15 protein-coding genes are annotated in these 21,941 nt (G+C 69.3%); 8 read left to right on the forward strand and 7 right to left on the reverse strand.

Annotated elements, in window-relative coordinates:
- Positions 1 to 158: 158 nt before the first annotated feature.
- On the reverse strand, positions 159 to 2,351 hold the full coding sequence (locus ABEA39_RS14350) for an ArnT family glycosyltransferase (protein ID WP_345376614.1): 2,193 nt from the start codon (positions 2,349 to 2,351) through the stop codon (positions 159 to 161).
- A 240-nt stretch (positions 2,352 to 2,591) separates the two neighbouring features.
- Between ABEA39_RS14350 and ABEA39_RS14355 the strand changes: the two genes are divergently transcribed.
- Entirely contained in the window at positions 2,592 to 3,881 is a 1,290-nt protein-coding gene (locus tag ABEA39_RS14355; RefSeq protein WP_345376615.1) for a sodium:proton exchanger, read from the forward strand.
- A gap of 363 nt (positions 3,882 to 4,244) precedes the next feature.
- Here the strand turns inward: ABEA39_RS14355 and ABEA39_RS14360 are convergent, their stop codons facing one another.
- From ABEA39_RS14360 to ABEA39_RS14380, 5 genes are all read right to left on the reverse strand, one after another.
- Positions 4,245 to 4,970, reverse strand: a complete 726-nt coding sequence (locus ABEA39_RS14360) for a metal-dependent transcriptional regulator (RefSeq protein WP_345376616.1) — start codon at positions 4,968 to 4,970, stop codon at positions 4,245 to 4,247.
- 10 nt (positions 4,971 to 4,980) lie between these two features.
- Positions 4,981 to 6,495 (reverse strand): MDR family MFS transporter, encoded by a 1,515-nt coding sequence (locus tag ABEA39_RS14365; RefSeq protein ID WP_345376617.1) that lies wholly within the window; start codon positions 6,493 to 6,495, stop codon positions 4,981 to 4,983.
- Positions 6,496 to 6,591: 96 nt separating this feature from the next.
- The gene (locus ABEA39_RS14370; protein WP_345376618.1) at positions 6,592 to 7,425 is read right to left on the reverse strand and encodes a helix-turn-helix transcriptional regulator; all 834 of its coding nucleotides are present in this window, start codon (positions 7,423 to 7,425) and stop codon (positions 6,592 to 6,594) included.
- A gap of 112 nt (positions 7,426 to 7,537) precedes the next feature.
- On the reverse strand, positions 7,538 to 10,015 hold the full coding sequence (locus ABEA39_RS14375) for a glycoside hydrolase family 3 protein (RefSeq protein WP_345376619.1): 2,478 nt from the start codon (positions 10,013 to 10,015) through the stop codon (positions 7,538 to 7,540).
- Between the two features lie 50 nt (positions 10,016 to 10,065).
- On the reverse strand, positions 10,066 to 11,289 hold the full coding sequence (locus tag ABEA39_RS14380) for an MFS transporter (protein WP_345376620.1): 1,224 nt from the start codon (positions 11,287 to 11,289) through the stop codon (positions 10,066 to 10,068).
- Between the two features lie 135 nt (positions 11,290 to 11,424).
- On the opposite strand from ABEA39_RS14380, the gene ABEA39_RS14385 reads away from it, so the two are divergent.
- A complete protein-coding gene (locus tag ABEA39_RS14385; RefSeq protein WP_345376621.1) occupies positions 11,425 to 12,015 on the forward strand; it encodes a TetR/AcrR family transcriptional regulator in 591 nt (196 codons plus the stop codon).
- A 69-nt stretch (positions 12,016 to 12,084) separates the two neighbouring features.
- Here the strand turns inward: ABEA39_RS14385 and ABEA39_RS14390 are convergent, their stop codons facing one another.
- Positions 12,085 to 12,921 (reverse strand): aldo/keto reductase, encoded by an 837-nt coding sequence (locus ABEA39_RS14390; RefSeq protein WP_345376622.1) that lies wholly within the window; start codon positions 12,919 to 12,921, stop codon positions 12,085 to 12,087.
- A gap of 314 nt (positions 12,922 to 13,235) precedes the next feature.
- Between ABEA39_RS14390 and ABEA39_RS14395 the strand changes: the two genes are divergently transcribed.
- The 6 genes from ABEA39_RS14395 to ABEA39_RS14420 all read left to right on the forward strand — a co-directional run bounded on the left by ABEA39_RS14395 (position 13,236) and on the right by ABEA39_RS14420 (position 21,929).
- Positions 13,236 to 13,526, forward strand: coding sequence for a hypothetical protein (locus ABEA39_RS14395; protein ID WP_345376623.1), 291 nt, complete (start codon positions 13,236 to 13,238; stop codon positions 13,524 to 13,526).
- A 332-nt stretch (positions 13,527 to 13,858) separates the two neighbouring features.
- On the forward strand, positions 13,859 to 15,865 hold the full coding sequence (locus ABEA39_RS14400) for a S53 family peptidase (protein WP_345376624.1): 2,007 nt from the start codon (positions 13,859 to 13,861) through the stop codon (positions 15,863 to 15,865).
- A 237-nt stretch (positions 15,866 to 16,102) separates the two neighbouring features.
- Complete coding sequence (locus ABEA39_RS14405) at positions 16,103 to 18,130, forward strand: S53 family peptidase (protein ID WP_345376625.1); 2,028 nt, start codon at positions 16,103 to 16,105, stop codon at positions 18,128 to 18,130.
- 249 nt (positions 18,131 to 18,379) lie between these two features.
- A complete protein-coding gene (locus ABEA39_RS14410; RefSeq protein WP_345376626.1) occupies positions 18,380 to 19,012 on the forward strand; it encodes a TetR/AcrR family transcriptional regulator in 633 nt (210 codons plus the stop codon).
- Complete coding sequence (locus tag ABEA39_RS14415; RefSeq protein WP_345376627.1) at positions 19,009 to 20,721, forward strand: MDR family MFS transporter; 1,713 nt, start codon at positions 19,009 to 19,011, stop codon at positions 20,719 to 20,721. Before ABEA39_RS14410 ends, ABEA39_RS14415 begins: the two co-directional genes overlap by 4 nt.
- Before the next feature lie 1,013 nt (positions 20,722 to 21,734).
- Positions 21,735 to 21,929: a hypothetical protein gene (locus ABEA39_RS14420; RefSeq protein WP_345376628.1), complete on the forward strand. Its 195-nt coding sequence runs from the start codon at positions 21,735 to 21,737 to the stop codon at positions 21,927 to 21,929.
- The last annotated feature ends 12 nt before the right edge of the window (positions 21,930 to 21,941 follow it).

A 21,941-nucleotide genomic window follows, 5' to 3' on the forward strand; every position in this document is an offset into this window, starting at 1 on the left:
GCCGAACACCGGACGACGGACACCGGGGCCCGGAGGCCAGGGCCCGGACGTTGGAGGCCGCGTCGGCAACTCAGGCACCCAGTTGCGTGGCGGCCGTGACAGCCGCTGCCGACCCGGTCCCGACGGCACGTGCCTGAGTTGCCGACGCGGGCCCCGGCCTACTTCGCAGCGGAGAGGTCGTAGACCGTCGAGCCGCCGACCGTCTTCGCCGTGTAGTTCGCGGCGACCCACGTGGCGATCGCGGACGAGGAGGACGACGAGCCGCCCATGCCGCCGCCGGTGCCACTCGAGATGTAATACCCGATGTCGCCGGCTTTCACGTAGGCCTGGAACTCGGCCAAGGTGGGAGTCGGGTCGTCGCTCCACCCGCCGATGGCCATCACGGCAGTGCCGCTCGACAGTTCGAGCGTCGCGGCCGACTGGTCGTTGTTGACCGCGGCAGCCCAGCGGGCAGTCGACTTCTTCAGGAGCGTGTCGAGCGCGGTCGAGGTCGTCGTGCCGCCGGCCCCGCCACCGGCCCGGGTTCCGGAACCAGTTCCGGTGCCGGTTCCCGTTCCGGTCCCGGTCCCGGTCCCGCTCTCGGCACCGGTGGGTCCGCCCTCCGTGCCCGAGGGACGCGACCCGCTCGGTGGCGTCCCGCCGTTCTCGCCCGTGCCGCTCGGAGGCGTGCCGCCGAGCTCGCCGGTGGCAGCCGTCTCCCCCGCCTCGGCAGAACCCGTCGAATCGGAAGAACCCGAACCCGACGAACCCGAGGCGACGCCACCACCGCCACCGAAACCACCACCGCCGCCACCGGCACCTCCACCCCCACCGAACCCAGAGGACGACGACGACCCGGCGCTGGGGATCGACCCGGTGTGCCCCACCGAGGCCGTCGCGATCGAGTACGCCCCCGCCCCGCCCAGGGCGAACAGCCCTCCGCTCAACGCCGCGACCAGCGTCAACCGGTGGAACGCCGCGAACGACCCGATCAGGAACCCGACGGTCGACAGGAGCGCCCCGATCAGCACGACCCAGCGCAGCCACGGCAGCCACGACGCGTTCGACGCGAGCAGATGGAACGACCAGACGCCCGTCAGGGCCACAGCCACGGCGAGGCCCAGGCGTCCCATCCAGGTCGCGCGGCGGACCCACAGGAGCACCCCGCCCATCCCGACGAGGGCGCCGATCGCGGGCGCGAGGGCGACCGTGTAGTACGGGTGGATGGTCCCCCCGGTGTAGCTGAAGACGAGACCGGTCACGACGAGCCACGCACCCCAGAGCACGAACCCGGAGCGGACGACGTCGGTGCGAGCACGACGCCCGGCGATCACGATGCCGAGCACCATGAGAAGGAGCGCGGCCGGCAGCAGCCAAGAGATCTCGAGACCCATCTCGCTGCTGAAGAGACGCGTGAGTCCGGTCGAGCCGCCGAAGCTGCCGCCGGCCGTGCCACCGCCGCCGCCGTTGCCCTGCCCCGAGCCGAAGAACCGGCCGAGTCCGTTGTAGCCGAGAGCGAGTTCGAGCACCGAGTTGTTCGTCGAGCCGCCGATGTACGGCCGCGAGTCGGCCGGCCACAGGGTCACGATCCCGACCCACCAGCCCGCTCCGACCACGATGCCGGCGACGGCGCCGAGAACGTGGAGGATGCGCCTCCCGACTCCCACAGGGGCAGCCAGCAGGTAGACGATCGCGAACGCCGGCGCGACGAGCAGCCCCTGCAGCATCTTGGTGACGAACGCGAAGCCGAGCAGGAGTCCGGCGAAGGCCAGCCACTTCCAGCTCGCCCGCGGCACCGCCCGCACGACCGCGTATGCCGCAGCGGTCATGAGCAGCACGAGCGCAGCGTCGGGATTGTCGAACCGGAACATGAGGGCTGCGGCGGGCGTGCAGGCGAGCGCGAGTCCGGCCAGCAGTCCGCCCGCGGCCGAGAGGCGGGATCCCAGCACGGCGAGGCTCCGCCGCACGGCCGCGTACACCAGCGCCACCGACGCGATGCCCTCGAGGGCCTGCGGAACCAACAGGCTCCAGCTCGAGAAGCCGAAGATCCGCGCCGAGATCTCCATCGGCCAGAGCGAGGCGGGCGGCTTGTCGACGGTGATGAAGTTGGACGAGTCGAGCGACCCGAAGAACATCGCCTTCCAGCTCTTCGACCCGGCCTGCACAGCGGCCGCGTAGAAGCTGTTCGCCGTCCCGCTCGCCGACAGTCCGACCAGATAGAGCAGCGCCGTCGCCACCAGGAGCCCCCAGAGGCTCGGGCGGATCCAGCCCGGGTCGGCGCGGCGGCCGAGGAAGACTCGTGCGATCCAGGAGCGGTCGGCTCCGTCGCGGGCGGCGACGTGGCCGGTGATCGGGCCTGCGTGTGCGGTCATGGGAAGTCCTTCGTCCGGGTCGGCGGACTCCGAGCATCCCCCGGTCGCCTTTCGGCGTCCGATGGCCTCCCCATGAGCCCTCGATGAGATTCCCGGACCGTTAGGCGACACTCGATGTCGATTTTGGCTCGCCGAAAAGCTTCCGCGGGCTCGGGCCCGACTGTCAGGGTGGATTCATCGCGCAGGTCCCCTCGTCGTCCTGCCCCCGTCTCGGCAATCCACGCCCCAGAAGGAATACCCATGCCCGCTCCCCTCGTCCGGCGGATCGTCCTCTGCCTCGCGCTCGCCTCCCCGGCGGTCGTCTTCCGCCTCACCGGCTTCGCGCCGAACCCGATCGTCGACCTGTTCGTCTTCGGCGGCGCCGTCGTCGCCGCATCGTTCCTCCTCGCCTGGGCCGCCGAGGCCGCCCAGAAAGACATCTCCGGCGCCCTCGCCATCGCGATCCTGGCCCTCATCGCCGTCCTCCCCGAGTACGCCGTCGACCTGTACTACGCGTTCCGTTCGGGCTCCGATGCGTCGTACGAGCAATTCGCAGCCGCAAACATGACCGGCTCGAACCGGCTGCTGCTCGGATTCGGCTGGCCGCTCGTGGTGTTCGTGGCGCTCTTCGTCGCGCGTCGCGCCGCTGCGCGCAAAGCTGCGGGGGGAACGGGGGATGCACGAGCATCCCGCGGCTCTCGCACCTTGGATCTCCCCGGCAGCTCACGCCTCGACATCGGGGTCCTGGCCATCGTCGCGGTCCTGGCTTTCCTGGTCCCGCTCACGGGACAGATCGCGCTCTGGTTCGGCATCGTGCTCATCCTGATCTTCGCGGCGTACCTCTGGAAGGCCGGGCGCGCCGCCGACGACGGGCACGAGGAGGAGTTCGTGGGGACTGCGGCCCACATCGCGAACATGCCCGAGCGGGCACGCAAGGCGACCTTCGTGGGGATGTTCGTGGTCGCCGCCGCGGTCATCCTGTCGTCCGCCGAACCGTTCGCCGACGCGCTCGTCCAGTCCGGGTCGAGGCTCGGGGTCGACAGCTACTTCCTCGTGCAGTGGCTTGCTCCGCTCGCGAGCGAGGCGCCGGAGTTCATCGTCGCCGTCCTGTTCGCCCTTCGAGGTCAGGGTGCGGCCGCCATCGCCACGTTGATCGCCTCGAAGATCAACCAGTGGACCCTTCTGGTCGGCTCGCTGCCGATCGCGCACCTGCTGGGCGGCGGCGGGGGCGCGCTGCCCCTCGACGGGCGGCAGGTCGAGGAGTTCGTGCTCACGGCCAGCCAGACCGTGATGGGTGTGGCGATCATCCTCGCGCTGCGGTTCCACCGGTGGGCGGCGGTGGTGCTGGTCGCGCTGTTCGCCGTGCAGTTCGTCGTGACCGACGAGACCGGGCGGTACGTGCTGAGCGGGCTCCACATCGTGGTCGCCGCGGTGGCCGTGTGGATCAACCGCCACGACGTGGGAGCCACACTGAGCGCGCCCTTCCGACGGAGCGAAGACCTGGCCGCCGGGCCGGCCGAGCGAGAGCTCTCGGAGGCCGCGGCGCGCTGACGCAACCCCCTCGACTGCCGGGCTGCCCGCCCGATGAGCCGGCACCGCCGGTGTCGGCAACTCAGGCACCTGTGACTGCGCAACCCGACCCGCGCGGGCGACCGGCCCGCCCCCGCCACGAACGCCTGAATTGCCAACCGGGCCGACACCGCGCGAAGCAACTCCCCGCAGCCCGCCCCACCCGACCCCACAGCAGAAGCCCCACCCACACCACCCCACCGACCGTCGGCAACTCAGGCACCTGTGACTGCGCAACCCGAACCGCGCGGCCGCCCGGCCCACGCCCGCCACGAACGCCTGAATTGCCAACCGCAGAAGCGGAAGGGCCGAAGGGCGGAAGGGCGGAAAGGCCGAACGGCCCGCCTACGCGCGGGAGACCCAGATGGCGTTCGCAGCGAGGTGCGCCAGCTCGGCCGCCGACTCCAGCCGGCCGGCCGCAGCAGGAGAACCGCCGCCGGCAGAACCCGCACCCACACCCGCACCCGCACCGGCACCCACCACGACCGACAGGCTCCCCGCGAAGTCGTGCCGCGCCTCGACGCGCAGCCGCGTGCCGACCGCGATCGACAGCGAACCGAGGTACCGGAGCAGGTCGGCGTCGTGGTCGGAGACCCGGACCGCTACCGCGTCCACCCCGATCTCCACGTCGTGCAGGCGCACCCCGGTCGTCGACACCAGCGTGCCGTCCGCCCGCGGGATCGGGTCGCCGTGCGGGTCGCGCTCGGGAAAACCGAGTTGCTCGTCGATGCTCGCGAGCAAGCGTTCCGACACCGAGTGCTCGAGCACCTCGGCCTCGTCGTGCACTTCGTCCCACGAGTAGCCGTGCTGTTCGACCAGCCACGTCTCGAGCAGACGATGCCGCCGCACGACCTGCAGCGCGAGCGTGCGCCCCTTCGGCGTGAGCGTCGCCCGACCGTACGCCTCGTAGTCGAGGAACCCGTCGCGCGCCAGCTTCTTCAGGTTGCCCGACACGCTCGAGGCCGCGACGCCGAGGGTCGCGGCCAGTTCGTTGGTCGTCAGGCCCTCGCCCGACCACTCGTGCGCCTTCCAGACGACCTTGACGTAGTCCTCCGTCATCGTGCCGACCACGGGCTGCGCCTCAGTGCGCCATCGGGCGGGGTGCCCCTTCGACGACCGGGGGCTTCCGGACGAAGAAGCTGGCCACGATCGGGAAGAGCGAGATGATGGCGCCCACCATGAAGGCGGCCTGGACGCCGCCGGCCGTGGCGGAGATCGGCGTGGCCCCGAGCTTGATCTGCGCGGCCGAACCGGTGGCCAGGAGGGTGACGAAGAGCGCTGTTCCGGCACCCGCCGCGACCTGCTGGACGGTGTTGAGGATCGCGCTGCCGTGCGAGTACAGGTCGGGCTTCAACGACCCCAGCGCCGCCGAGAACAGCGGCGTGAAGGTGCAGGCGAGGCCGATGCTGAGCACGATGTGGACGATCGGCACCATGTACGCCGGCGAGCCCTCGCCGAGGAGGAAGCGCATCAGCCAGAGGGCCAGGCTCACCAGCACCGAGCCGACCACCAGCAGCGCGGTCGGGCCGACGCGGTCGTAGATGCGGCCGACGATCGGCGCCAGCGCGCCCATCACGATGCCGCCGGGCAGCAGCAGGAGTCCGGTCGACAGCGTGGACAGGCCGAGCACGTTCTGCATGTAGATCGGCAGGATGATCAGGCTGCCGAACAGCGCGAGGCTCATGATCGCGATCATCACGATCGACACGGCGAAGGCGGGGGTCTTGAAGGTACGGAGGTCGAGCAGTGCCCGGTCGCGGCGCGACAGACGGACCTGCCGCAGGGCGAACAGTGCCAGGGCGACGACTCCGACGATCACGGGGACGACCGGCGCCACGACCTGGGGCGATCCGGACGCCGCCTCGCCGATGCTCGAGAGTCCGTAGAGGAGTCCGCCGAAGGCGAACGCCGAGAGGACCACCGACAGCACGTCGATGCTGGACTTGCGCGGAACCGTGACGTTCTTCATCTTCACGGCGCCGAGCACCAGCGCGATGATCGCGATCGGCAGGACGATGACGAACATGAAGCGCCAGCTGAAGACGCTCAGGATGAGACCCGAGATGGTCGGACCGATGGCGGGTGCCACTGAGATGACGATCGAGATGTTGCCCATCATCCGGCCCCGCGAGGCGGGCGGGACGAGGGTCATCGCGGTGGTCATCAGCAGGGGCATCATGATCGCGGTGCCGCAGGCCTGGATGATCCGCGCGACGAGCAGCACCGAGAAGCCGGGCGCCACGACGGCCAGCAGGGTGCCGATGCTGAAGAAGGTCATGGCCATGATGAAGAGCGGCCGGGTGTTGAAGCGCGTGAGCAGGTAACCCGTGATCGGGATCACGACGGCCATGGTCAGCAGGAACCCGGTGGTCAACCACTGGGCGGTCGCCGCCTGGACGTGGAGGTCCCGCACCAGCGTGGGCAGGGCGACGCTCATGATCGTCTCGTTGAGGATGACGACGAAGGTCGAGACGAGGAGCAGCCCGATGACGAGGTTGTTGCGGCGCCGGTCGGCGTCGAACGACGCTTCGGACGGGACCGGCTCGTCGGCCGATGCCGACGAGGAGGGCGGAGCGGTGGTGGTGTCGTTGGTCACAGGATTCCTGTCAGTGATCGTGGCAAGTCTCTGGAGTGAAGAGAGTCTGAAGGACCAAACGCGATGGTCTGGACGGCATTCCCGAAAGGGAAGAGTTTACTCGGCCTTCATCGATTCGACCCCGAGGGTCAGCACGAGGGCGAACTTCGAGGCGTCGTCGGTGCCCGGCTCGGCGGTGTAGGTGACGACCCGCAGATCCGTGCCGTTGACGGTCAGGACGTCGCAGTCGAGCGTGATGGGGCCGACCCGTGGGTGCACGAAGGTCTTCCGCGGAGCGCGGTAGTCGACGATCTCCACCTCGCTCCACAGCTGGGCGAACCGCTCGCTCGTCGCCGCGAGCCGGGCCACGAGCGCGGGGAGCTCCGGGTCGTCCGGGTACCGGATCGAAGCGACGCGCAGGTCGGAGGCGAGCGACCGATGGAAGCGCTCCGCATCCTCCGGCGTGCGGATCACCTCGGGCCCGGTCCCGCCGAACTCCCGGACGGCCAGGTTCTGCTCGCCGTCGAACGACCCGAGCAGGCTCCGCCAGGCGTCGTTCGCCGTGATCAGCGTCCAGTCGGCGGCGAAGACGGAGATGGCGGCGTCGGGCAGTCGTGCGAGCAGGCGCTGGATGCTCCCCGGCACGTGACGAGGCACGAGGGCGGGATGCGGGGCCGGCAGCGAGGCGGCGATGTACAGCTGGTCGCGCTCGGGGTCGGTCAGCTGCAGCACCCGGGCGAGCGAGGCGACGACCTGCTCCGACGGGCGATCGGCGCGCCCCTGTTCGAGTCGCACCAGGTAGTCCACCGAGAGCCCGGCCAGCTGGGCGAGCTCCTCACGACGGAGTCCGGCCGCGCGCCGCCCGCCGCCGTCGGGGAATCCGACGGCGGACGGGTGAAGTCGGTCGCGCCACGCGCGCAGGAGGGTTGCGAAGTCACCACGGTCGGCCATGCGTCGATTCTCCCTCGCGATGCGAGAACCCGGGTGGTACGGAGAATGCCAGGCTGCGCGGCGAACGCGCGGCCTGGCATCCCCGATCCGATTCCGAGAGCCGCGGCTCCGTCTAGACCAGTGCGTCCGCGGAGACGAACTCGACGGTCGTCTCGAGGGGCGTCGCCGTCACCGAGGTGCCGACGTGCAGGTCGAACGACCCGGCCTCGTAGTTCCAGCCGTCGTTCCAGTCGGCGAAAGCACGAGCGGGCAGCGGCACCGACACGGTCGCCGACTCCCCGGCGTCGAGCACGACGGTCGCGAAACCGGCGAGCCAGCGCACAGGGCGCTCGATCGCCGAGGATGCACGGCTGAGGTAGACCTGGACGACCTGCTTGCCCCGTCGCTCCCCCGTGTTCGTGGCGGTGACGCTCACGGTGCCCGGGGTCGCGACCGAGACCGGACCGGAGACCTCGAGCCCGTCGAGGGTCCAGGTCGTGTAGCCGAGGCCGTGGCCGAACTCGTACGCGGGCACCTGACCGGCGCGCAGCCAGGCGCGGTAGCCGATGTGGATGCCCTCGTCGTAGGCGACGATGCCGCCCTTCGGCGTGATGTCGAGCACGGGCACGTCGCCGATGACCTTCGGCCAGGTGGTGGGCAGGCGTCCGCCGGGCTCGGCGTCGCCGAAGAGCAGGTCGGCGAGGGCGTTGCCGTACTCCTGACCGCCGAAGTAGGTCAGCAGCAGGGCCTTGACCTCGTCGCGCCACGGCATGACGACGGGCGAGCCGGAGTTGACCACAACGATCGTGTCGGGGTTGGCCGCGAGCACGGCGCGGACGAGGTCGTCCTGACGGCCGGGCAGGTCGAGGTCCTTGCGGTCGAAGCCCTCGGACTCGACGCGCGAGTTCGTGCCGACGACGACGATCGCGATGTCGGCGTCCTTGGCCGCGATGACGGCCTCGTCGATCAGCGCCTCGGGGTTCGAGTTGTCGGCCTCGAGGCCCATCGTGATGGCCCAGACGCCGGCCATCGAGGCGTCGCGGGTCTTCATGTCGAACTCGACTCGGACGTCGTAGGTCTGGCCGGCCGTGACCTGGAGCGGAGCCACGATCGAGGGCGGCGCGAGCAGGCTCGCGCCGAGGTCCATGCCTCCGGTGTCCTTCGAAGTCTCCTCGTGGACGAGCGTGCCGTCGACGTAGATGCGGCCGTGGCCGACCGAGGCGAAGCCGAGGAGCTGCTCGCCCGAGACGGTGGGGGTCCAGCGGACCGAGAGCTCGGCGACCTGGGCGGTGTCGATCGGGGCGGCGCCGCCGAAGTAGGTCAGCGAGGTGGCCCGACGGTCTTCGCGGAACAGCTCGGTGCCGTCGTCGCCGAGGAAGCGGACGAGCATCCCCCGCTCGCCGGTGCCCGGGTTGACGATCTCGTCGAGGGGCAGCTCGGCGATGCCCTCCTGGACGACGGCGCCGATCGAGTAGGTGACCTCGGCGTTCGGCAGCGCGGCGCGGAGCCCTTCGAGGGGCGAGACGACCTTCGACGGCAGGACGGTGGCGCTGCCGCCGCCCTGGGTGCGGGCGTGGAGGCCGTTGTGGCCGATCAGGGCGACCTTCGAGAGCTGCGCGCGGTCGAGCGGCAGGGTGCCGGCCGGGTTCGCGAGAAGCACGGATCCGGCGGCCTCCGCCTCGCGGGTGAAGGCGACGCCGTCCTCGACCGTGACGGGGGCGGCCTGCACGGGCTCGAAGCCCTCGAGGGCGCCGACGCGGGCGGCGAGGCGGAGGATGCGGATCACCTTGCGGTCGATCGCTTCCTCCGAGACCTCGCCCGACTTCACGGCGGCGACGAGGGCGGCACCCCAGGGGCCGTCCGGGCCGGGCATGACCAGGTCTTGCGAGGCCTTGGCCGACTCGACGGTGCGGACCGCGGTCCAGTCGCTGATCACGACGCCGTCGAAGCCCCAGTCGGAGTTGAGCGGGGTCTCGAGCAGCTCGTTCTCGGTCGCCGTGGTCCCGTTGACCGAGTTGTACGACGACATGACGAGCCAGGCGTGCGCCTCGGTGATCGCCTTCTCGAAGGCCGCCAGGTAGAGCTCGCGGAGGGCACGCTCGGAGACGACCGTGTTCGCCGTGAAGCGTTCGGTCTCGTAGTCGTTGGCGATGTAGTGCTTCGGGGTCGCTCCGACGCCGTTGGCCTGGACGCCTTCGACGTAGGCCGCGGCAAGGTCGGCGGTGAGCAGCGGGTCCTCGGAGAAGGCTTCGAAGTGGCGGCCGTTCAGCGGCGAGCGGTGCAGGTTGATGGTCGGGCCGAGCACGGCGTCGACGCCCTTGCGGCGGGCCTCGACGGCGGCGGCGGCCCCGTAGCGGGACGCGATCTTGGTGTCCCACGACGACGACAGCGCAGTCGCCGACGGGAGGTTGAGCGAGGGGCTGCGTTCGTCCCAGACCTCGCCGCGGACGCCCGAGGGGCCGTCGGAGACGAGGATCCGGCGCAGCCCGATCTTCTCGATGGGCCAGGTGTTCCAGAAGTCGCGGCCCGTCAAGAGCTGCACTTTCTCTTCGAGCGTGAGCTTGGCGCTCAATCCTTCGAGACGCGCGGTCTCTTCTGCACTGTCGTACATCGTTGTGCTTCCTAACTGTGTGTGATGGAGAGGGGGATGCACGCCCCGCGTCAGCGGGACGCCTTGATCCGGAAGACGGAGACCGCGCCGATCAGACCGACGACGGCTCCCGAGATGAAGAGGCCGGGGTACCCGAACGCCGAGACCGCGGCGGGTGCGCCCACCGGCACGAGCGACTGCGGCAGGGCCTGGGCGATGTTGACGACGCCGAGGTCTTTGGCGTTGTTGCCGTCCTTCGGCAGGACGTCGGTGATCAGCGCGAGGTCGACGGCGTAGAACGAGCCGATGCCCGCACCCATGATGAGCTCGCCGAGGAGGATGACGCCGATCGACGGCGCGAACGCGATGATCGACAGACCGACGACGCCGATGAGCGCGGCCACGAGCACGAAGGGCTTGCGCCGGCCGATGCGGTCGCTGATGGCGCCGGCCACGAAGGTGGTGATGACGATGCCGATCACGTAGAACAGCGTGGCATGGAACACGTTGGTCGCGGCCTCGGTCGTCGTGTTCTTGAAGTCGACGATCAGGTAGTAGGTGAGGTAGTTCGTCGCGGTGGCGGCCGAGGCGGTCATCAGGAACCGGGTCAGCCAGGCCCAGCCGAAGTCGGGGTTCTTCGCGGGATTGAAGTAGAAGGAGCCCAGGAAGTCCTTCAGCGTGAACCGGGGTGCCTTCTCGGTCAGGGGCTCGTCGTTCATGACGAACGCGTAGACGATCACGATCGCGACGCCGATCGTGCCGGGCACGAGGGTCTGGGCGACCGACGACGTGAAGAGCTGCACGAGATAGACGCCGGCGACCTGCGAGCCGTTCTGGGCCACGCCGACGGCCGCGGCGACGCGGCCCCGGTGCTCCGGGCGGACCTTGTCGGCCATGATCGCCAGCAGAGCGGACACCGCGGCGTTGAAGAAGATCTGGGCGAGGGCCCAGCCGAGCAGCAGCATCGGCACGGACTGCGCGAACGCGATGATCAACAGCGCGCCGTACCCGAGGACGACGCCGGCGAGGATCCAGGGCCGACGGCGACCGAGACGGCCTCGCGTGCGGTCGGACAGGCGCCCGGCCAACGGGTTCATGATCATGGCGCAGACGGCGCCGATAGCGAGCACGAGGCTCAGGGCGCCGGCCGAGTTGCCCGGATCCAGCACACGGATCTTGAAGGCGAGCGTCTCGATGATCGGAGGCAGGAGTGCCACGAACAAACCGAGCAGGGCGATCGGCATGCCGATCTCCGCTCTGCGGATGCCGGTGGGACGAGGGGTCGTCGCCGGCACGGGTACTGCTTTTTCGGGTGCGTTGATGGCCACGATGCCTCCAGGGGAAGAGCCACCCGCGTTGGTGGCGATCCCGCCAACGTATCACCAGAAACCTACCGACGGTAGGTATCTTTTTCGGAGTAGTTTGTCCGCGTGACCAATGAAGCTCCCTCCCGCCGCTACGCCAAAGGCGACGCCAAGCGCCGCGAGATCCTCGAGGCCGCCCTGACGGTCATCAGCGAACGGGGGTACCGGAATTCGTCCCTCCAAGAGATCGCCGAGGCGGTGGGCCTCACCAAAGCGGGAGTCCTGCACTACTTCGACTCGCGCGAAGACCTCCTGACCCACGTCCTCCGTGAGCGCGACGTCGCCTACGGCGATCTGTTCACACCTGCCGACGGCGACGTGGTGGAGCTGCTGCGCAAGGCCGTCGTCTACAACCAGACCGTTCCCGGCCTCGTGCAGCTCTACTCCCGACTCGCCGTCGAGTCGGAGTCCCACGAGCACGCCGGCCACGACTTCTTCAAGGAGCGCTACCAAACCCTCGAGGGCACCCTCAGCGAGAGCATCCGCGCCCGCCAACGCGCCGGCCAGATGCGAACCGACGTCGATCCGGTCGCCATGAGCCACGTCCTCACCGCCGTCAGCGACGGCCTCCAGATGCAGTGGATGCACGACCCGACCATCGACATGGCCGCGGCCTTCGACGCCGTCGTCGCCGTCCTCGCTCCCCCGGCGCCGTGACGCCTCCCCCGAACGACGGACGACCCCGGAAGCCAAGGCTTCCGGGGTCGTCGCACGATCGAGCGGGGATCAGCTCGGGACGTAGTTGAACTCTTCCGGGTTCGGCCCGGTGCGCTCGTCCTTGTTCAAGAAGCTGATGTCGCTGATGTCGTCGTCGCTGAGCTCGAAGGAGAACAGGTCGAAGTTCTCCTCGACGCGGGAGCGGGTCACCGACTTCGGGAAGACGATGTCGCCGCGCTGGATGTGCCAGCGGAGCGTGACCTGAGCCGGCGTCTTGCCGACCTTCTCGGCGATGCGCACGAGCGTCGGGTCGTCGAGCACCTTGCCCTGTGCGATCGGCGACCAGGCCTCGGTCGCGATGCCGTACTCGGCACCGTAGGCACGGGCCTCCTCCTGCGTCAGGTAGGGGTGGACCTCGATCTGATTTACGGCCGGCACGACGGTGGCCTCGGCGGCGAGGCGACGGAGGTAGTGCGGCGTGAAGTTCGAGACGCCGATCGAGCGCGAGCGACCCGAGCGGTAGATCTCCTCGAGCGCCTTCCAGGTGTCGACGTAGTTGCCGACCTTCGGCAGCGGCCAGTGGATCAGGAACAGGTCGAGGTAGTCGAAGCCGAGGGCCTCGAGAGTGCCGTCGAAGGCACGCGCGGCGGCCTCCGGGTCGTGGAAGCCGTTGTTCAGCTTCGAGGTCACGAAGATCTCCTCGCGGGGGATGCCCGACTCGCGGATCGCCTCGCCGACCTCCTTCTCGTTGCCGTACATCTCGGCCGTGTCGATGTGGCGGTAGCCGACCTCGAGGGCTGCGAGGGTGGCGTTCTTCGTCTCCGCCGGCGGGATCTGATAGACGCCGAACCCGAGCTGGGGGATCGTCTTGCCGTCGTTCAGGGTGATGGTGGGGATGTCAGTCATGCATCCATCGAACACCCCGGCGGTGCGACGTACTCAGCGCGTGTACCCAGAAGAGGTGGCATTCCAGATTTGACGGGACGTGCATCCCCGGCTATATTGATCTCCTGGTGCATTGCAGTCGAACCATCTATTCGACCGGCACCCACTCAGCACCACCCGCTCGGTAGCCGCAGATCCTGGTCAACCTCCACGATCGGCCGCATTCCCTTCGAGCCACCCAGCACGCCGACCATCGGCGTGTGCGAACAGCGCAGAGTCAGTCATCGAAGAACTGGCCGGCGCGAACTCGCCGCATAGCATCGAAAGACAGCACCATGAACACTTCCCTTTCTCTCATCACGATCGAGGGCACCGTCACGACGGCCCCCTCCCTGACCTCCGGCAACCTCGTCGAGTTCGTCGTCGTCGACGACCTGGGCACGCAGTTCTCCGTCCGCATCCCGCGGACCGAGCTCGGCGCCCATGTCGCCCCCGGCGCTCGCGTCGTCGCCGCCGGCGCCGAAGGCTGGGTCATCCCCGGCCGCGCCTGGCGCGACGAGCCGTCGCGCACGATCCTCCAGGCGCACGACGTGCAACTGCGTCGCTCGGCCTACGCCGCCGCCTGACATTCATAGGAAGACGCCGTCCACCCCTAGCGGGTGGGCGGCGTTTTTTTGCATCGGCTGCAGCTTTCGTGCGTGAGGCGAAGCGCACGAGCACGACTTCGCAGCCCGAAAGTTTTAGCCTGCGCGAAACAATCGGTGCCCGGCCGTCGGCATCCTCCCCGCGACGGCCTCTTTTGTTTTCGAGCATCCACATGGCACACAAGTGCACACTGCGCAAGTCGGCAGAACGGCCGACAGCGACTAAACCATGAATTTCCTTAATGTTCACGCGAGACAACTGGCCCCCGCACGGGGGCCGAACCCGAAGCTGAACTCCGTGGAGGACACCCCGCATGGCACGTCGCACCATCCGCCCACCTCGAGCCCGAACGGCCGTCGGCATCGTCGCAACCGCCGCCTCCGTCGTCGCCCTCTCTCTCGCCGGCGCCACGGGCGCCCAGGCGTCCGATCTGACCACGTTCTCCGGTGCCGTCCCGTCGTGGGCGACGCACGCGAACGACACAGGAGCGACGACTCCCGACACCAGCGTCGAGGGCGAGCTGTACCTGCCCCTGCGCAACCAGGCCGGTGCCGAAGCCCTCGCGACCGCGGTGTCCACCCCGGGCAACCGCCTCTACCGCAAGTCGCTCAGCCCGGCCCAGTGGATCGCCAGCTACTCGCCCACCCAGGCGAGCGTCAACACGGTCGTGAACTACCTGACGACCAAGGGCCTGTCGATCACCGCCGTGCCGAAGAGCCGCCAGTACGTCGTCTTCCGCGGATCGGCCGACGCCGTGAACTCGGTGTTCGCCGCCAACCTCCACACCTACTCGTTCGAGGGCACCAAGCTCGTCGGCCCCTCGACCGCTCCCACCCTGCCGAGCGCCATCGGCTCGCAGGTGCAGGGGGTCTCGCTCGACCAGGCGAAGCTCCTCACCCACCCGGACCTCGTCGCCCAGGGCTCGGGCACCGCGACGGTCAACCCGCGCAACCGCAGCGTCGTCCCGACGACCCCGGCCACCCCGGCGGCGACCAAGGCCGTCTGCTCGACCTACACGGGTGAGCACACCGCGACGGTGCCCGCCGCCTACGGCTCGACCACCGTCGACACCTTCAACTGCGGCTACACGCCCAAGCAGCTCCGCAGCGCCTACGGCCTCGACGCCTACAACAGGATCGGGCTGAACGGCCGTGGCCAGACCGTCGCGATCATCGACGCGTACGCCTCGCCGAGCATCGTCCAGGACGCCAACGCCTACTCGGCAGCCAACGGCGAGCCGCAGCTGACCGGCGCCACCTACCAGCAGATCGTCCCGACGCCGGCGCAGTTCACCGACCAGGCCGCCTGCCAGTACCCGAGCGGATGGCAGGGCGAGCAGACGCTGGACGTCGAGTCCGCGCACGCCCTCGCCCCCGGCGCCAAGATCCTCTACGTCGGCGGCACCAACTGCGGTGGCGGCCTCGACGTGGCCATGTCGAAGATCCTCGACGACAAGCTCGCCACGATCGTCAGCAACAGCTACGGCAACACCGGTGAGGCCATCCCCCTCGACTCCATCCAGGGCCAGGTCAACATCGAGCTCCAGGCGGCCGGCGAAGGCATCGGTCTCTACTACTCGTCCGGTGACAACGGCGACGAGGTCGCGAACCTCGGCTACGCCTCCCCCGACTTCCCGGCGTCCTCGCCGTGGGTGACGGCGGTCGGCGGCACCAGCCTCGGCATCGACAAGAACGGCAAGAAGGCCTACGAGACCGGTTGGGGCGACACGCTCGACAAGATCGTGACCGCGGCCGACGGCACCTCGAGCTACGCCGCTCCCCTCCCCGGCAACCTCTACGGCGGCGGTGCGGGCGGTGGCGTCAGCGGCGTCTTCGACCAGCCGTCGTACCAGAAGGGCGTCGTGCCGACGACCCTCGCGGCCGGCAAGCGCGTCTCCCCCGACCTCTCGGCCCTGGCCGACCCGTACACGGGCTTCCAGATCGGCATCAGCCCGATCGCGGACGACACGACCCTCGCCACGGACCCCTACGAGAACGAGACCTACGGCGGAACTTCGCTGGCCTCGCCCCTCACCGCCGCGATGATCGCCGTGACGCAGCAGTCGACGTACTCGACGATCGGCTTCGCGAACCCGACGCTGTACAGCCTCTACAAGGTCGCGCCGTTCCTGTTCGCCGACGTGGTGCCCCCGGCCACGCCGAAGGCGCTCGCCTACACCAGCGCGACGAGCGGCAACAGCTACCTCGTCACGCTGAACACCGACACGTCCCTCACGACGGCCAAGGGCTACGACGACGTGACGGGCCTCGGCTCGATCTCGTTCGGCCTGCTCTCGTCGATCGGACGCGGACACCAGTAGCACCGGACCGTGCCGGTGACGCCGGGACGGACCAGTACGACGCAGTGACACGAAGCGGCGAGCATCCCCCGTGGGATGCTCGCCGTTTCCTGTGAGGACCACTCACGACCGGGGTCGGATCGTGTCCGCCTTGGTGGGGACTATCCGGTTCCTACGAATGTCATTAGATTCCCGATACGGAGATCTGTCCCCCGAACGAGGGGCGGGCGCCGACACCCGAGCAGCGAAGGATCACGCATGACCCGACGAACCACGCCCCGGAATTCCACGAGGAGGGTCGTCGGCGTCGCAGCCACGGCCGCGACCGTCATCGCCCTGTCGATGGCCGGTGCCTCCGGGGCCCAGGCCGCCCCGACCCGCACCACGTACACGGCTTCCGTGCCCACCTGGGCCAAGCACGCCAACGACGCCGGCAGCACCGCCGCCACCGAGACCGTCGAGGGCGAGGTGTACTTGCCCCTCAGGGACCAGGCGGGAGCCGTGGCCTTGGCCACCGCGGTGACCGACCCCGCGAGCCCGAGCTACCGGAAGACGTTGTCCCCCACCGCGTGGATCAACACCTACGCGCCGTCGCTGTCGGACTTCTACAGCGTCCGCAACTACATCACCGGCTCCGGCCTCACCATCACCGGGATCCCGCAGAGCCGCCAGTTCATCGTCTTCCGCGGAACCGCCGACCAGATCGACGCCGCGTTCTCGACGAGCCTGCACACCTACTCGTACAAGGGGCAGAAGCTCGCCGCCCCGAGCGCGGCCCCCTCGCTGCCCGCGACGGTGTCGAACCTCGTCTCCGGCATCGTGCTCGACCAGGGCCGCATGCTGACGCGCCCCGACTCGATCTCGCAGACGCCGGCCGGTGCCGCGGCAGCGACCTCCGCTGCTCCTGCGACTCCTGCCGCGGGTGACGGCACGGCGGCGACCACCGCCCCGAGCGCCACCCTGCCCTACAAGTGCTCGACCTATGCCGGGCAGTACCAGGGCGTCATCCCCGCCGCCTACGGCAAGACCGTCGCCGACACGGGCCTCTGCGGCTACACCGGCAAGCAGCTCCGTCAGGGCTACGGCATCGACGCCCTCTCGAAGGCCGGCCTGAACGGCTTCGGACAGACCATCGGCATCGTCGACGCCTACGCCTCGCCCACCATCAGCCAGGACGTCAACACCCAGGCCGACACCAACGGCGAGCCCCGCCTCAACGGCTCCACCTACCAGCAGATCGTCCCGGCCCCGGCGCAGTTCACCGACCAGGCCCTCTGCGGCGGCCCGAGCGGCTGGCAGGGCGAGCAGACGCTCGACGTCGAGTCGGCTCACGGCATCGCTCCCGGCGCCAAGATCCTCTACTCGGGCGGCACCAACTGCGGCGGCGGTCTCGACCTCGCCCTGTCGAAGCTCCTCGACGGCAAGCGCGCCGACATCATCAGCAACAGCTACGGCTACCAGGGTGAAGACGTCTCGGACAGCCAGATCGCGGGCCAGGTCAACCTGCAGCTGCAGGCGGCCGGAACGGGCATCGGCCTGTACTACTCCTCCGGCGACAGCGGAGACGAGGCGGCGGCGTTCGGCTTCGCGTCGCCCGACTTCCCGGCATCCAGCCCCTGGGTCACCGCCGTCGGCGGAACGAGCATCGGTATCGGCCAGAACGGTCAGAAGACCTTCGAGACCGGCTGGGGCGACGACCGCGCGCAGATCGTGCAGAGCTCGACCGGAGCCCTCTCCTACGTCACGCCCGTGCCCGGCACGTTCTTCTACGGAGCAGGCGGCGGCACCAGTGCCGTGTTCACGCAGCCCGCGTACCAGAAGGGCATCGTGCCGACCGCTCTCGCCAGCGGGATGCGCGTCTCGCCCGACATCTCGGCCATCGCGGATCCCGCGACCGGTTTCGCCGTCGGCATCCGCCCGATCCTCGACGACACCACGCTGAAGACCGGCCCGTTCGAGAACCAGGCCACCGGCGGCACCTCGCTGGCCAGCCCGGTCACGGCCGCGATGATCGCGCTCGTGCAGCAGTCGAGCAAGGAGAGCATCGGCTTCGCCAACCCGACGCTGTACAGCCTCTACGCGAAGGCGCCGACCTCGTTCGTCGACGTCGCGCCGGAGGCCACTCCGCGGGTCCTGGCGCTCACCCGCCAGTCGACCGGTCTGAGCTACTTGCAGACCCTCGACCGCGACTCGTCGCTCAAGACCGCCAAGGGCTATGACGACGTGACGGGCCTCGGCTCGATCTCGTTCGCCAACCTGCCTGCGATCTCGAAGGCACTCAAGTAACGAGCAATCCGATCGAGAGGTGACTCCGAATCACTTACGACCTCTCGCCCGGAGCGTCATCGTCGGCCCTTTTTTCGGGATCGGACCGGCAACCTGCACCAGAGATGGGGCGGAACGGTAATGGTGCCGTTCCGCCCCATCAGTGCGTTAACCGGGGGATGCGCGGACTCAGCACCTGCACAGCTGAAACTTTGCAGATCCGCACGATTTCACTTGCGTAAGTTTGCAGCGCGAGCAACAATTGCTCTCATGCCCACACAACCCGTCGTCGGCCTTCGCGATCGCAAGCGCGAAGAGACCCGAGCCCGCCTCGAGGCGGCCGCCGTCGCCCTCGTCCTTCGCGACGGCATCGAGCACGCCACGATCGACTCCATCAGCGCCCTGGCCGACGTCTCCAGCCGCACCTTCTTCAACTACTTCGAGACCAAAGAAGACGCGATCCTCGGCATCCGCGACATCGAGCTCACGCCCGAGGTCGTCGCCGAGCACATCGCCCGCACCGATGGGGCCGACGTGGTCGAGTCGACCATCCGGCTCCTGCTCGACCTGATCAGCCCCACGATCGAAGGCGCCTCACTCCACGAGTCCCGCCACGAGATCCTGCAGAAGTACCCCCAGCTGTTCGGTCGCCACGTGGCGCAGATGAACCGCATGGTCGACGGGCTCGTGCTCGCGATCAGTGCCGTGCTCGACCACGCCGACCCCGCGCATCCCCCGGCTTCGACCGACACCTCGTCCGCCGAGATGCTGCTCAGTCTCTGCGGCGGCGCCGTCCGCTCGGCCGTCAAATCCTGGATCTCCGACGGCGGCAGCGATCCCGTCGAGGTCATCGAACCCCGCGCCACCCAACTCGTCCGCACTCTCATCGAAAGAATCAAATGACCGACACACTCGTCAAACCGCCTCAGCAGGCCGGTTCGACCGACAGCACGGCGAGGCGGGGCATCCTGCTCGTCTTCGCGGGCCTCATGGTCACGATGCTCCTGGCATCCCTTGACCAGACCATCTTCTCGACCGCCCTGCCGACGATCGTCGGCGACCTGCACGGCGTGAGCCTGCAGCTCTGGGTCACCACGGCCTACATCCTGGCCGAGACCATCGTGCTGCCCGTCTACGGCAAGCTCGGCGACCTCATGGGCCGCAAGAACATCTTCATCATCGCGATCGCGATCTTCATCCTCGGCTCCATCGTCGGCGGTCTCGCGACGAACATGGGCACGCTGATCACGGGTCGTGCGATCGAGGGCCTGGGCGGCGGTGGCCTGATGATCCTCGCGCAGGCGATCATCGCCGACGTCGTGCCCGCCCGCGAGCGCGGCAAGTACATGGGCATCATGGGCGGCGTCTTCGCCTTCTCGTCCGTCGCCGGCCCCCTCCTCGGCGGCTTCTTCACCGACGGCATCGGCTGGCGCTGGGCGTTCTGGATGAACGTGCCGCTCGGCCTCCTCGCCATCGCCAGCGCGGTCTTCTTCCTGAAGCTGCCGAAGCGCGAAGACCAGGGCAAGCCGAAGATCGACATCTGGGGCATGACGCTCCTGGCCATCGCCTCCGTCAGCCTCGTGCTCGCCACGACCTGGGGCGGCAACCAGTACGACTGGATCTCCTGGCAGATCCTCGGCCTCTTCGGCGTCCTCGTCGTCGCCGGCGTCGCCTTCGTGCTCGTCGAGCGGAAGACCGCCGAGCCGGTCATGCCGCTGCACCTGTTCAAGGAGAAGAACTTCGTCTTCACGACGGCCGCGACCCTCGTCATCGGCATCGCGATGTTCGGCTCGATCGCCTACATCCCGACCTACCTGCAGATGGTCACGGGGTCGAACGCGACCCAGGCCGGCTTCCTGCTGATCCCCATGATGGCGGGCCTGCTCGTCACCAGCGTGATCTCGGGTCAGATCGTGTCGAAGACCGGGCGGTACAAGTTCTTCCCGATCGTCGGCATGGTCATCACGGCCGGCGCGCTGGCCCTGATGAGCACGATGACCTCGACCACCCCGATCTTCGTCATGTGCCTCTACTTCGCCATGATGGGCGTCGGTCTGGGTCTCGCCATGCAGATCCTCACGCTGATCGTGCAGAACACGTTCCCGCTGCGCGAGGTCGGAACGGCCACCGCGTCGAACAACTACTTCCGTCAGATCGGTGCCTCGCTCGGCGCCGCGGTCGTCGGCAGCCTGTTCGTCTCGAAGCTGACGGGTCTGCTGACCGATCGTCTGCCGGCCTCGGCCTCGTCGGCCACGGGCAGCACGAACTCGCTCACTCCCGAGATCGTGAAGAACCTGCCCGCCGGCATCAAGTCGCTCGTCATCTCGTCGTACGCCGACGCTCTGACGCCGATCTTCCTGCTGATGGTGCCGCTGGTCCTGCTCGCCGCCGTGCTGCTCTTCTTCGTGACGGAGAAGCCGCTGGCCACCACGCTCGACCGGTCGCCGGTCGCGGAGTCGCTGGCCACGGGCTCGGTGCCCACGGTCGCGATGCCTGCGGACTCCGCGGTCGCGTCGGCGACGGGTGGGTCCGGCGTTGCGCCGGCCGCTGGTGGGTCGGCGGTGCGGGAGGCCCGGGCCGCGGACGCCGACACGGTTCCGTCCGGCTCGTAGCACCAGGGCGGCATTCGTCCGACTATCTATCCACATCCGGAACGGCCGGTCCCCTCGGGGGCCGGCCGTTCCGTGCGGGGTGGGTGGGGCCGATGGCCGCCGGGCGGGTGGCTGCCAGGCGGGTGCCCGCCGGGCGAGTGTCGGCCAGGCGGGTGGCGCCAGGCGGGTGGCGCCAGGCGGGTGGCGCCAGGCGGGTGGCCACCGAACCGGCGTTGGCAACTCAGGCATCCAGTCCTGCACGAAGGCTGCCGCCGGCCAGGGGGTGCCACGGCGCGGCTGCGCTCCTGAGTAGCCAACCTGCCGCGCCCGTGCGCGCGGACCCCGGCTCCGCAGACCGGCCCGCGGATGGCCGGCCCGCCGGGCATGCCGTCGCGCCGCGCAGCCGTCGGCAACTCAGGTCGTCGGTGCCGCGCCGGCCCGGTCAGCCACTGCCGCCGTAGCGCAGCGACCGCCCTCCTGAGAACTCGACGCGCGGACTGGGGACAGCGCGGCGCGAGCGACTGCGGAGCGCTCGGCAGGGAGTCGCCGAGACGCAGGCAGTGCATCCCACCGGTTCGGGTCCAGGTCCGTTCGACCGTTGGTTTTTCAGGCGGACAGCCGCGGGCCACCGTCGCAGGCCCGGGCCGCAATCGGTCGAGGAGCAGATTCCTGAGAAGTCAGCACCGGTGCCTCTGGGTCGGCAACCTGCCGCGGGCAGGCGGAGCGAGAGTGTCGAAGGACGGGGGCGGAGGGTCGGAAGACGGGGCCGGAAGGTCGGGAGACGGGGGCGGAAGGTCGGGAGACCGGGCGGAAATTCGGGAGACCGGGCAGGGGCCGAGCGGCGGCGGTGCCGTCGGCAACTCAGGCAACGGATCGCACGACGGCCGGGACAGGCCCAGCCGCAGCCGCCCGCCGACCACGATCCTGAGATCTCGACGCGCGGGCGGCATCGGGCACGGAACTCGACAGCCCGAGGTTCGTGTCCTCCGAAGAGCCGTCTATCGAGCCGGACCGGAGGCCGACAAACTGAATCCATGCACGACCGCAGACGGTCGGTGACTCTGATCGGGCTGATGGCTGTCGCGGTGATTTCCGCTGCCGTGCTCGGTCTCGGGGTGGCCGACTCCCTCTTGAACGGCGCCTCGTCGCCCTGGCTGATCATCGCCGCGGTGACCCTTGTCGCCAGCCTGACCTTCCTCGCGCCCTTGCGACGAACCCGCCGCGACTGAGCGTCGAGTCCG

The organism is Frondihabitans cladoniiphilus, from assembly GCF_039544345.1.
GTDB lineage: Bacteria > Actinomycetota > Actinomycetes > Actinomycetales > Microbacteriaceae > Frondihabitans > Frondihabitans cladoniiphilus.

Excerpts from the sequence above, each read along its gene's own strand:
- ABEA39_RS14415 (WP_345376627.1), top strand. The coding sequence starts at position 19,009 with ATGACCGACACACTCGTCAAACCGCCTCAGCAGGCCGGTTCGACCGAC.
- ABEA39_RS14390 (WP_345376622.1), bottom strand. The coding sequence starts at position 12,921 with ATGACTGACATCCCCACCATCACCCTGAACGACGGCAAGACGATCCCC.
- ABEA39_RS14405 (WP_345376625.1), top strand. The coding sequence starts at position 16,103 with ATGACCCGACGAACCACGCCCCGGAATTCCACGAGGAGGGTCGTCGGC.
- ABEA39_RS14350 (WP_345376614.1), bottom strand. The coding sequence starts at position 2,351 with ATGACCGCACACGCAGGCCCGATCACCGGCCACGTCGCCGCCCGCGAC.
- ABEA39_RS14410 (WP_345376626.1), top strand. The coding sequence starts at position 18,380 with ATGCCCACACAACCCGTCGTCGGCCTTCGCGATCGCAAGCGCGAAGAG.
- ABEA39_RS14420 (WP_345376628.1), top strand. The coding sequence starts at position 21,735 with ATGCACGACCGCAGACGGTCGGTGACTCTGATCGGGCTGATGGCTGTC.
- ABEA39_RS14355 (WP_345376615.1), top strand. The coding sequence starts at position 2,592 with ATGCCCGCTCCCCTCGTCCGGCGGATCGTCCTCTGCCTCGCGCTCGCC.
- ABEA39_RS14400 (WP_345376624.1), top strand. The coding sequence starts at position 13,859 with ATGGCACGTCGCACCATCCGCCCACCTCGAGCCCGAACGGCCGTCGGC.
- ABEA39_RS14370 (WP_345376618.1), bottom strand. The coding sequence starts at position 7,425 with ATGGCCGACCGTGGTGACTTCGCAACCCTCCTGCGCGCGTGGCGCGAC.
- ABEA39_RS14395 (WP_345376623.1), top strand. The coding sequence starts at position 13,236 with ATGAACACTTCCCTTTCTCTCATCACGATCGAGGGCACCGTCACGACG.
- ABEA39_RS14375 (WP_345376619.1), bottom strand. The coding sequence starts at position 10,015 with ATGTACGACAGTGCAGAAGAGACCGCGCGTCTCGAAGGATTGAGCGCC.